This window comes from Pseudoalteromonas sp. Isolate6, assembly GCF_022398435.1.
GTDB classification, from domain to species: Bacteria; Pseudomonadota; Gammaproteobacteria; order Enterobacterales; family Alteromonadaceae; genus Pseudoalteromonas; species Pseudoalteromonas galatheae.
Genome location: NZ_JAKEVK010000153.1, coordinates 1 through 11,331 on the forward strand (window position 1 = coordinate 1; position 11,331 = coordinate 11,331).

The window sequence follows — 11,331 nt, forward strand, 5'->3', positions numbered from 1 at the left end:
GATTTATATAAAGAAAATCATAAGGTGGTAATTGAAAAGAGTATTTGATAATCAATGTAAAATATTTACTTTCTTCTATTGAGTGGGAGCATCATGCAGGGTAAATAGCTGTGGCTTGATGGGGAGATCAAAGAGCGTAGAGATAGAGCTACTCGATTGCTTGTAGTCGTAAAGACATTACTTTGATTACATCCGGTTGAGAACGATTTACCTTAACCTCGGTCTTACTAACTATAGCTAACTTGAAAGCTGGCAGAGTGGCAACTTGAGCGCTAGCAGTTGTGATTCCTTAAGCGTGCTTTAACTTTGTTTTTAATAGCTCCAAAAATCTACACTGTTTTGAGAAGCATTGATCTAGAGTGGAATAGTATTAGTGAACTTAGTTTCTTCATTCGGCTAGCTAACTAACTTTTGTGTATAGTTTTAGGTAGGTTATGTAAATGTAGTCAAATGTCACACTGCGTAAAAGGGTGTGATCTTGCTTTACTTCATATCTTTGAGGAGTAAGGTAAACACAGAGCTTGAAGGAGATCCAAATATGAAAACACTAATTGCAATACTTGCTTTATTAATGACCCCTCTATTTGTGAATGCTGGTGAAGTTGCTGTAACTTGGAAGGACTTTAAAGAGTATCGCGATGTTAGACCGGGAAATGAGACGCGTGGCTCGTTCCATAAGCGAGTGGAAAAACAACTTACCAAACATTTAGAAAAGCTAGCAGAGAAGCTACCTGCAGGGCATAAATTAGCTATTCACTTTGATGAGATTGATTTAGCTGGTGATGTACATTATGGCATGACAGACATTCGTGTGATTAAGCCAATTCATTTCCCTCGTTTTGAAATTAGCTATAAGCTCACGGATAAATCAGGTAACAGCATCGCAGAAGAGAGCGGCGTCAAACTAAAAGATATGTCATTTATGGACAGAGTCAAAGTGGGCTTAGATGAACCTTTTTATTATGAAAAGCGTCTTTTAACTGACTGGTTTGAGGATGACTTAATGAAGAAAACAGGCTGAACAGTTGATGTTTGCACTGAAAAGTCTGCACGCAGCGACCCAGCTGCGTGCTTAACTAAGGAGTTGGCTACTTAAAAGTAGCTAGCAACTGTAGTAATGATTGTAACTTTTTAACAACCAATGCGAGTTTTTGCTCGTCAATTTCTTCAGTTTTCGATAGACCTTCAACGTCGGCTGCAACATCCAATACATAAGGTTTAAAGCGTTTTGCTTCAAACGTAAACCCGGCATCTTCCGTAAATAGCGCCTTAAACTTACCGTGACCTTGCTGCTGCAATTCATCGAGTTTTTTATCCGCATCCAGCGCTTGCCGGTATACGATCTTGAGGTTTTCATTAAGCTTTTCGATAACGGCTTGCATGATTTTCCTACCAATTACAATCTTGTGAAAATTTGTCACAATGATACTAGGTTTTGCCTTAAAATGCTGCTGTATGTAAGGCAAAGACTTAGCGTGTAAATAGTAAAAGCTGGGCTAGAGGTTCAACTTTTGTTCGAGTAATGTTTTGAAGTAATGACATTACTCTTTCGTCAGTAGAGACTAAAACAGCGTTTTTAGCCCCATACCTATAATTGTTCTTTTATCATTATCACTTACTTGGTTTGTGTCGTCGGAGCGCCCATAAGCGAAATAGCTATACCATGTTGTATGCTGCTGCAAGCTATAGTCCAGCCCTAAGGTGATACTGTGCATTGGCACGCCTGATATTCCATAAAATCCTTTATTGCCGCTAGTATAACTAGAGCTTATATACTGTCCTTTAAATAGAGCTGAGTTGAGCTTGTAGCTTGCGCTAATTAAATGGCCCGAATTTTTTCGATTACCAAGATTGTTGTTTAACTGTGCTTGGTATAAGTAGCCAAGTTGCCACGCATCGTAATTATATGATGTTGATACCCTGATTAATTCTTGCTCTGTCACACCATTTTCATAAGCGATAGCAAAATAAAGGTTATCATTTTGGTATTGTAAACTACTTGAGGTGGCATGGGTTTCATACTGATCGTTACCATTAGCTATGTAAGCTATGTTTAGCCGCCAATTGTCAAAAGTGGGCGATTGATAGTGCAAAAGCTCAGTGACATTATCTCCGGGTAGCAATAATTTCATATCGACCACATCGTTGAATATATCTACTTTGCCTTGTGATAGCTTAAATGGGGTGTTGCTATAGCCCAACTTTATATTTCCATGTTCAGTGTTGAGCAACACAATATGTTCTCTTAAGCTGGTTCTTTCTCCATTCAAGTTAACACCATATTCAATTTTGTAATTAATGATAACTTTATGTTCTAGTTGTCGCTCACCCTTGATGCCAAACCTTGATGCTTTGCTACTAATTTTGTGCTCTAAAGCTGAGCTAGGTGTGCTTTGTTCCAATGCAATGTTAATCAGCCCATATAAGTGGTTAGCGGCTTCCGCAGATGTTGAGACTGACCAAAGGCTACTAAATAAAACAGTGGCTGTTGTGAGAGGAAGGTTCGTCATATTCACTATTTTCCTATCTGGAAATGTTGTTTCTTTATTAAATAAATTAAGTCAGTTGCTCCTTTATTAAATAAAAATCACTAAAGGTAAGTAAAGTGTAACTTTTTGCAGTTGTTTAAAATCGACTACACACGAATAATCACCGCAGAAGCTTATTTACGGCAATTTTATTCTCAAAGCGGATTGCTGGTAGATGAATAATTTTTAACATTAGTCGAGAAATATCATGAAAAACTCAGAGAGAATATTTGCAGCTGCAAATGAGGTAATACCTAATGGCGTGAGCTCACCAATGAGAACTTTCTCATTAGTTGGCGGTAGTCCAATCATTTTGGAGTCAGCTAAGGGGAGCAAGATAATTGATGTTGATGGTAGAGAATATACCGACTTTTTAAGTGGCTTTGGTGCTATTTATCTCGGTCATTCACGTACAGAGATATCAAATGCAGTATCTGAACAACTTGATAAGGGGCTGGTAGTTGGTTTATCTACCGAAATCGAACAGCAGTTAGCTAAAAAGATCGTTGATAGTACTAGTGCTATCGATAAGCTGCGCTTTGTAGTAAGTGGTAGTGAGGCTGTCATGACTGCACTACGAATTGCAAGAGCTTACACCAATCGAAAGCTATTTCTTAAGTTTGTTGGTTCTTACCATGGTCACGCGGATGCGTTGCTAGCTCAACCTGAAGGAAATGAGGGAGTTGCAACTAAAGGAACTACTAATGGGGTCGCTGAGCATAACGTTCTATTGTGCGAGTACAACAACTCCGAGCAACTCAGAGAGATCTTTGAGACACACGGAGATCAGATTGCAGCTGTGATCGTTGAGCCTTTCGCTACAAATATGGGCTTTGTTAAACCGCAACAAGGCTTTCACCAAAATATCCGTCAACTTTGTAACGATTATGGTTCACTTTTTATCTTTGATGAGGTGGTTACAGGGTTCCGTTTCCGCTTTGGTGGCGTTTCTGAGTTACTTGATGTGGATCCTGATCTCACTACTTTTGGAAAGATCATTGGTGGTGGTGCTCCTGTTGGTGCTTACGGTGGCAAAGAGAAGTTTATGAAGCTGGTTGAGATCGGCAACAAAGTTTTTCAGTCAGGTACGTTTGCAGGAAACCCTATTACTATGAGTGCAGGTAATGCTGCACTAGATATTATGGCTCAACCAGGCTTTTACGAAAAAATGGATGCTAAAGGTAAATTGCTTGAGTCAGAAATAAAAACGCACTTCGCGAAATTCGATATTCCTTTTCACTTTACCCGCTTTGGCGCGCTCTCCGGCATCGCATTTCGCCGTTCTGAAGCTGATATGAAAAGTTACTCAGATGTTAAACAGCAAGAATATGACGTATTCAAGAACACGCATTTAGTCATGCGCGAAAAGGGGTATCTAATGGCTCCTAGTCTAGAAGAGCCGATTTTTCTTACCGATGCTCATAGCGAAGAAGATATTAAAGGCTTTGCCAAAGCGCTTGCTGAAACTATCGCTGAACAACTACAGAAACATTTTTAATTTACTGGAATTAACTTAAGTTTAAAGGAGCTATAAATGAGTAATTTAGCAACGAAGATTTTACCGAACGTCGAGAATATCAAGAAAGAGACTAACAATATCAAGCATTGGTATCGCAAAGCTACAGTTCGCACCACAGACCGTATTATTGTGCCTAGCTTTGATAGCGATGAATATATTTTCCCCCCTTCAAGGCAGCCACTAGTTAGCCACCCATTAGTCATTAGTAAAGGTGAAGAGACTATAGGCTATATTCTTGCACAATCAGCTTATCAGTACATGTATGACATTGGTTTACTAGAGACCCGTTTCGTAATTGATTGTTCTTTAAATATTGTAAATAACGTAATTGAAGGCTTTAGTGATGTAACCAAGCGAGAAGCACTTGCTGTAGTAATTGATGAGGGTTATCACGCTTATGTTGCACTTGACTTTATTATGCAGATGAAAGAGCAAAATAAGATAGAGCCGCTTGAAGTTCCGCACTCTAACGGCAACCTTGATGCAGTTAGAAATGCCTATAAAGTTTTACGCCCCGAAATTCATAATCATTTTCAACTCATTTCTGTGACATTAGCCGAGCATACGCTAACCAAAGATTTATTGGCTATTGGTGACGAAAAAAATACTACAGAAACGTTTAACCAGGTTATGAGTGATCACGTTGCGGATGAAGGTCGCCACGCTAGCTTCTTCATGACAGCTACAACGAACTACTGGCCTAAGCTTCCAGAAGAAGTGAAAGTTGAAATCGGACAGTTCCTCCCTGCATATATTGACGAATATCTCAAGGGTGATGAAACGCGCGACTTTGATCGCAAAGTGCTACTAGCGGCAGGCTTTTCAGAGCAAGAAACGCAAACAATTTTGGATGACACTCATGAAGAGTATATGGCCAGAATGAATAGCTATATCCAAAAGACAACGCTACAGCTTGTTGAAGCTGTTGAGAAAATGCGGATGTTTGATCACGAGCCAACTAAGCAAGCATTTATTGCTCATGGTCATCAGGTTGACTGAGCCTGTGTAATTGCAAAGTAAAAATAAAGGGCCTTAGCCGGCTCTTTATAAGGATATTTAATTGAAGTCGTGTAAATAAAATACCTCATGCCATTTTATTCATAAAAGCCAAATAGACCGAGCATTGAGGTATTAACATCTCTTTAGGGGAGAGGTAACTACCATGATAGTAAAAGCCTTTTTTAATAATGCGCTAAAACATCAGGATAGGGTGGCTGTGGTTGCAGGTGAAGAACAGCTTTCTTATGCTCAACTGTACCAGCAATCGAAGGTTGTAGCTGACAATTTGATTCGCTTAGGTATCAAGCGTGGCGATGTTATCGCAATATGCTCAGATAGAGGCGTAAATACGATAGTAAGTATGTTGGCAACTATGCTAGCGGGAGCTGCTTATACAGTTGTTGAACAAACTCAAAGTACTGCCGAATTACTAAAACATTTATCAGATATTCAGCCGGATTATACGATTATCGCACATGCTGAAGCTTCTTCACTGAGCGAAACCATTGAAGCTTACACAGTTGAGCAGCTGTTGAATGCGACAGGTAAACATGTTGACCTGCCTGAGCTATCATCGAATGATATTGCCTATGTACTATTTACTTCGGGTTCAACAGGTAAGCCCAAAGGAGTGAAAGTCAGTCACGGTAATATTCATCACTATAGTCAAAGTATTTCGGCGCTAACAGAAGTAAAAGCACCACTGAACTTTGGACATTTGAGCACATTAGCTGCTGATCTGGGAAATACTTCTTTGTTCTTGTCACTTTATCACGGTGGCTGCTTACATTTGATAGATCAATATACGCGTAAAGATCCGCGAAAATTAATAACCTACCTTCGTGAGCAAGATATTGATTTTATTAAAATCACGCCTTCGCATTGGTCTGCTGTTATTCAGAGCTTCACGAATCAAACTGAGATATTACCAAGCCTTGAGTACATTATTTTTGGTGGTGAGCCTCTGCAAAAGCGCACTGCACGGGATGTATTGGAGAATCAAATAGCAAAACGGGTGTTCAATCACTATGGACCAACCGAAGCAACAGTTGGGGTTTCTGCAATCGAGTTAACTAGTATAGAGCATATTAATAGCTTCTCTGATGATGTCATCCCTATTGGTTCTCCATTTGGTGATACCTGCTTTTTTGTCAAATGTGATGATGGAAAATTCAAGTCCAGTAATGTGAGAGGTGAGTTATTAATTGCTGGTCCATCGGTAGCACAGGGTTACCGCAATAGAGTGGAAGAAACAAGTGCACGATTTATAAATATTGAGACACAAACTGGCACTGTACGTTGTTATAAAACAGGGGATTACGTCTCATTAGATGAAAGCGGAATGGCCAGTTTTATTGGCCGAATTGACCGCCAAGTAAAAATCAATGGCTATCGAGTTGAGCTTGAGAGTATCGAGAATACATTAAAAGAGCAGCTGTCAGTTTCTGCCGCATCTGTTGCTTATTTACAACATGAAAACAAAAACTGGTTGCTAGCAGCTATAACCACACCTGCGAAGCCATGTGACGATATAAAAGCAATGCTCAGTGAAGCTATGCCTGCACATACCATACCTCAGCGATTTTATGTATTAGATAAGATGCCGCGTAATGAAAATGGTAAAACAGATAACAAAGCCATTCAGGCGTTATTAAAAGCCAAGTTAGTTGAAGACTTAACATCTAATATTGACAGCCACGGTGCAGAAAAAAATCAGTATAGCGGCGAAAATCTTAAATTATTTCAATCTATTAGTCCCATTTTTTACAAGCATATTGCGCCACAACGCTGTGGTGTTCATGAAAATTTCTTTGAGCTTGGAGGAAATTCACTTGACTCTGTGCAGTTAGTTGCCGATTTGCAGTATAAGGGCTTTGCCATAACAGCTTTCGATTTCAACAACATGCCGACTATTGATGGCATTATTAGTAGTGTTATTAGCAATAGAGAGCGTCAAGAAAAGAGTAAAAACGCAACTAAGAAGACCTCTAGCGATGTTTTCGCGGCAGCACAAGACTTTTTCTTTAAAGAAAATTTAGCTAATCCGGATCTTTATAATCAGTCAGTAATTTTTAAGGTTGAAGCTGACTTAGAACCTGAGCTTCTGAAAACCGCAATAACTAAAATATGTGAACAGCATGAGTTATTGAAAACCGCTTTTAGTCAAAACGAAAACGGTGGCTACAGCGCAAAAACATTACCTCTGGCGATCGACAGCGTATTTTCCCACTCGATGATAAGTCTCGATGATGAAGAAGCAATTACTGAGCAGGCTAAACTAATCCAAAGTGCTATTCATTTAGAGTCTGGAGCAGTTTTTAAGGCGCATTTATTCTCTACAGGTGAAGGTATAAGTTACTTGTTGCTGGTAGCCCACCATATCTGTGTTGATGTTATTTCATGGCGCATTATTACCAATGAAGTAACGCAAATATATTGTGACTTGAAAGACGGAGTTGCAATCGCTGATAGCGCTGTGCAAAGCGGATTTTGGGATTGGGTTGACCACATACAAGGTGAAGTGGTTACACGAGAAAATATCGAAACTAAGTTAGCATCAAGCGCACATTCAACGCCACTGATTGATAAAGTAATACATACGGAAAGTGAAGCAAAGACAGACTGGCTAGTCTTTTCTAAACAGCACTCTGACGAATTAGAATCTATAGCCGCTGCTCAGCATGTACCCTTACATTTATTATTTTTAGGGGCATTGTTTCAAACGTGTGGCCGCTTACAAGATACCGAGCAAGTTTGCATCGACATTGAAAGTCATGGTCGAGTGTCATTTGATCCACAATTAGATATATCGAGAACAGTTGGTTGGCATACTTCGACCTTCCCATTAAATGTTTCAGTAAACAAGCAGCTATTTGAGCAAACCTTAAGGAATACTAAAGCAAGTTTTGATGCAGTTGCTGATTTGGGTGTTCATCGAAGTTGGCAAATTCACCATCATCAACATGCAGATGCTCTGTACCAGTCACCAATTTGTTTTAACTTCTTGGGAGACACTGATTTTCCACATGATGACCGACTAAAGCTGACACCATGTACTATCGATATTGGCACATGTCGAGGGGCAAGCAATCTACGCTTTCATGAGATCAAGGTATCAATCCAGAAAATGTTGGGTCAATACGTTGTCGATATTTCATATCCAGGTAACGCTAATCAACAGCAGCAACGACAAATATCATCATTTTTAGACAATTATCGTGCTTTATTAACAGGATTGCTTGTTGATAGCAGTACCGTCAAACCATCAATAACTACGTCGGGAACAAGTACTGGTGCTATTCACTATTGCCCTGAAAAGTTAAGTGAATCATTGGTAACTGAGCAACCCCGAGATTATAAAGAAGTCATTTTAACCGGAGCAACCGGATTCATCGGCATTCACTGTCTTGAGCAGCTGATGCGATTGAGTGATGCTGAAGTGGTCTGTTTGGTTCGTGCAACAGCCACTGAAAGCGCTTACCAACGTTTGTATGACAACTGGTGTTGGTACTTTGAGGCAGAACAATGGGAAAGGTATCAGGACAGAGTAAAAGTAATCGAAAGTGACCTTGTGATGCCAAATTTTGGTTTGGATGAAAATAGCTACAAGGCGTTACAAAGTAGTGTGGATGCAGTATATCACCTCGCTGCTGATACTCGTCTAGTAGGCTCGTTACAGCAGTTTCAGCAAGCTAACATCGTACCATTAAAGCAGATTATTGACTTTACTCGGCACGGTAAGTTGAAAGATCTTCATTATATGTCAACCCTAGCTGTTTGTGGAGTTTGTAAAGAGCAAACGCGATTTAGAGAAAGTTCGCTTAACATTGGTCAAGAATTTCAAAATGGCTATGAAAAAACAAAATATGAAGCCGAGGAAATTGTTAATAGTCATATAATTGATGGCTACCCTGCTTTCATTTATCGCACCGGTAATGTTTCAGGGAATTCTTTAACTGGAAAGTTTCAACGGAACTCATCAGCTAACAGACTTATTCAGTTCTTAAATGCAACCGCAAAGCTTGGTGTATTGCCTACTCATATTGATGAACAGGTAAACCTCAGCCCTGTTGATGTTGTAGCTTCATGTGTGATCAAGTTGTCTTTGCAGCAGCGCCAAAAGTCGGGAGTATTCCATGTTGACACACCACATTACTTCCCTATCAAGTCGTTGTATCAAGCGTTAGTTAAGCAAGGATTTAAATTTAATCGCTCTACTTGTAAAAGTTTCGGTGAGCTCTTTGAGGCGTTTGATGGTACCGCAGATTCAGATTTAGCATTAGGTAAGTTATGGAGCTCTCGCAGTCCCAGAAATGTGGTTTATGACCATAGTGAGACGCTTAGAAAGCTTTCCCTGATTGATTGTCAATTTGAGCCGCCAACGTTGGCTTGGATTGAACAGTTTGTTGCTCATCTTATTGAACGCAAAGCGATATGTAAGTCGGACCCTAATCAATTGCATTATGGTCAGTTTACTCGCAAACGTATTTTTCAATATCCGGATTATCCATCTGATTTATTAAAAGAAATCGCGTGAATTGTTTAACTAAACCATTATTAAAAGGAATATAAAATGCAAAAATTAAACCCCAACTTCCAACTAACACAAGAACATATAGAGCACTATCAAAGAACAGGATTTGTTGTTTTAAAGCAATTCTTTTCTGAAGAAATGATTGAATTTTTACGTGCTAGAGTGAACGACGAATTTGAAACTCCGACAGATCATTATCAAAAAGGGTTTGATAAGTTGAGATATGATCTATGTAACGGTGATGAGACGATTTTTGAGCTTATTGGCGATGAAAGCTTTAGGGATATCATGTTGTCGCTGTGCCAGGAGGACTTATTTTATACCCAAGGTGTTGGCTTTAGTTTGAAGCAAAGCAAACCAGGTGCGGTCAATAAAGGTTTTACTTGGCACATTGAGTCACAGAGTTTCGGGTTCAACCGAGCAGAGGATAACGGTACGACTTTATGGGCTCCTTTGCATAAAATAGACAGCAAAAAACAGCGTGGTGGTATGTGCTACGTTCCAAGAGACATTATTTCTGGTGAATTTATGTATGACTTTATTGATCCCGCTGTATTCCGCTGTATGGATGAGCATATTAAGTCAGGTGGTATTGATTTTGATGATTATGTATCGCTGCGTGATGACCCTTTAAATTCTGGTGGTATCGCTCGATTATTAGAGTATTTCTCGGTTGAAGATGATTATGAGTTAGGCGATGTCATTCTTTTTGACAAGTATGTATTACATCGCAGTGCACCGCTTGAGGAAGGCCCACTAGAGGCTCGAGATGCCTTTAGTTTACGTTTCATCGCAGCAGACTCTCGTTACGATCAAAAACGTGCTGAGATGATTGAAATACCACGAGACTATTATGGTTATGAGGGGCCGACTAAGTTTCATCTAGAAGTTTGTGATGTTGATAATGAACTAATAACTGAGAGTGCTTATTTTGATGCTGATAGAGATAAACGCTTTCTTAAAGCCAGTGAAGGTTTTTACAGTGCTTTAAAAGTAAAACAATCGAAGGCAGCGTAACTTATGGACCAGGTTAACTATTATGAAAATAAATTAGCGTTTGAAATTGACTCGTGGGATCTTCACGAGGCAATGAAATCAACTAAACAGGTTGTGGTATTGGATGTTAGAGGTGAAGTTGCCTATTCAAAAAAGCACATTAAAGGTGCTATCCATTACCCTCATAGCCAAATTATTGAGGACAACCGAGGTGATTTTGATAGCGCGACATTATACGTAACTTATTGTGATGGATTAGGTTGCAATGCAGCCACTAATGGTGCGCTGAAGTTAGCTAAATTAGGTTTCAAAGTGGTCGAGCTAAGCGGCGGTTTAACCTGGTGGGATGAACATGATTACCCAACCGTGAACGCCGAATCTTAATCTGTGAGTTAACAATAAAAGCATGATAAATGTAGCAAAATCAGGAATAAATTTATGCCTTACGTAAATATTAAAATAACACCTACAGAGTCGGGTGTAACCAAGCAGCAAAAATCAGATTTAATTGAAGGTGTTGCTGGCGTCTTAAGGGATGTGTTAGGTAAGCCAGAAAGTTATACAACAGTGGTGATTGATGAAGTCGCAATTGAGAATTGGGGGTCTGGTGGAAAACAAGTAACTAAGCTGGTCTCATAGTTGTGATTAGGCAAAGTTTCAACTGTTAAATATTACGGTTTACGTCGCTAAGCTTTGTTCTAAAATTGAATGAAAAATGGGTATGTGCCCATTTTTCATTTTTATAATGGTAAATT

9 protein-coding genes are annotated in these 11,331 nt (G+C 39.4%); 7 read left to right on the forward strand and 2 right to left on the reverse strand.

The window, feature by feature from the left end; genetic code table 11:
* Positions 1-538: 538 nt before the first annotated feature.
* Complete coding sequence (locus tag L1D50_RS17030) at positions 539-1,021, forward strand: DUF3016 domain-containing protein (RefSeq protein WP_138522958.1); 483 nt, start codon at positions 539-541, stop codon at positions 1,019-1,021.
* A gap of 67 nt (positions 1,022-1,088) precedes the next feature.
* Here the strand turns inward: L1D50_RS17030 and L1D50_RS17035 are convergent, their stop codons facing one another.
* Both L1D50_RS17035 and L1D50_RS17040 read right to left on the reverse strand, forming a co-directional pair.
* On the reverse strand, positions 1,089-1,382 hold the full coding sequence (locus L1D50_RS17035; protein WP_128728827.1) for a prephenate dehydrogenase: 294 nt from the start codon (positions 1,380-1,382) through the stop codon (positions 1,089-1,091).
* Positions 1,383-1,562: 180 nt separating this feature from the next.
* Entirely contained in the window at positions 1,563-2,510 is a 948-nt protein-coding gene (locus L1D50_RS17040) for a porin (RefSeq protein WP_128728826.1), read from the reverse strand.
* 226 nt (positions 2,511-2,736) lie between these two features.
* Between L1D50_RS17040 and L1D50_RS17045 the strand changes: the two genes are divergently transcribed.
* From L1D50_RS17045 to L1D50_RS17070, 6 genes are all read left to right on the forward strand, one after another.
* Positions 2,737-4,026: a glutamate-1-semialdehyde 2,1-aminomutase gene (locus L1D50_RS17045; RefSeq protein ID WP_138522960.1), complete on the forward strand. Its 1,290-nt coding sequence runs from the start codon at positions 2,737-2,739 to the stop codon at positions 4,024-4,026.
* 36 nt (positions 4,027-4,062) lie between these two features.
* Positions 4,063-5,046 carry a diiron oxygenase gene (locus L1D50_RS17050; RefSeq protein ID WP_128728824.1) on the forward strand — a complete coding sequence of 328 codons (984 nt, stop codon included), beginning with the start codon at positions 4,063-4,065 and terminating at the stop codon, positions 5,044-5,046.
* 163 nt (positions 5,047-5,209) lie between these two features.
* Positions 5,210-9,583 (forward strand): AMP-binding protein, encoded by a 4,374-nt coding sequence (locus tag L1D50_RS17055; protein ID WP_138522962.1) that lies wholly within the window; start codon positions 5,210-5,212, stop codon positions 9,581-9,583.
* Positions 9,584-9,619: 36 nt separating this feature from the next.
* Complete coding sequence (locus L1D50_RS17060; protein WP_128728822.1) at positions 9,620-10,597, forward strand: phytanoyl-CoA dioxygenase family protein; 978 nt, start codon at positions 9,620-9,622, stop codon at positions 10,595-10,597.
* Positions 10,598-10,600: 3 nt separating this feature from the next.
* Positions 10,601-10,960, forward strand: coding sequence for a rhodanese-like domain-containing protein (locus L1D50_RS17065; protein ID WP_128728821.1), 360 nt, complete (start codon positions 10,601-10,603; stop codon positions 10,958-10,960).
* A gap of 54 nt (positions 10,961-11,014) precedes the next feature.
* Positions 11,015-11,215, forward strand: a complete 201-nt coding sequence (locus L1D50_RS17070) for a 4-oxalocrotonate tautomerase family protein (protein ID WP_128728820.1) — start codon at positions 11,015-11,017, stop codon at positions 11,213-11,215.
* Positions 11,216-11,331 lie beyond the last annotated feature (116 nt).

What these genes read in the sequence shown, in the direction of transcription:
- L1D50_RS17030 (WP_138522958.1), top strand. Translation starts at nt 539, where the DNA reads ATGAAAACACTAATTGCAATACTTGCTTTATTAATGACCCCTCTATTT.
- L1D50_RS17035 (WP_128728827.1), bottom strand. Translation starts at nt 1,382, where the DNA reads ATGCAAGCCGTTATCGAAAAGCTTAATGAAAACCTCAAGATCGTATAC.
- L1D50_RS17040 (WP_128728826.1), bottom strand. Translation starts at nt 2,510, where the DNA reads ATGACGAACCTTCCTCTCACAACAGCCACTGTTTTATTTAGTAGCCTT.
- L1D50_RS17045 (WP_138522960.1), top strand. Translation starts at nt 2,737, where the DNA reads ATGAAAAACTCAGAGAGAATATTTGCAGCTGCAAATGAGGTAATACCT.
- L1D50_RS17050 (WP_128728824.1), top strand. Translation starts at nt 4,063, where the DNA reads ATGAGTAATTTAGCAACGAAGATTTTACCGAACGTCGAGAATATCAAG.
- L1D50_RS17055 (WP_138522962.1), top strand. Translation starts at nt 5,210, where the DNA reads ATGATAGTAAAAGCCTTTTTTAATAATGCGCTAAAACATCAGGATAGG.
- L1D50_RS17060 (WP_128728822.1), top strand. Translation starts at nt 9,620, where the DNA reads ATGCAAAAATTAAACCCCAACTTCCAACTAACACAAGAACATATAGAG.
- L1D50_RS17065 (WP_128728821.1), top strand. Translation starts at nt 10,601, where the DNA reads ATGGACCAGGTTAACTATTATGAAAATAAATTAGCGTTTGAAATTGAC.
- L1D50_RS17070 (WP_128728820.1), top strand. Translation starts at nt 11,015, where the DNA reads ATGCCTTACGTAAATATTAAAATAACACCTACAGAGTCGGGTGTAACC.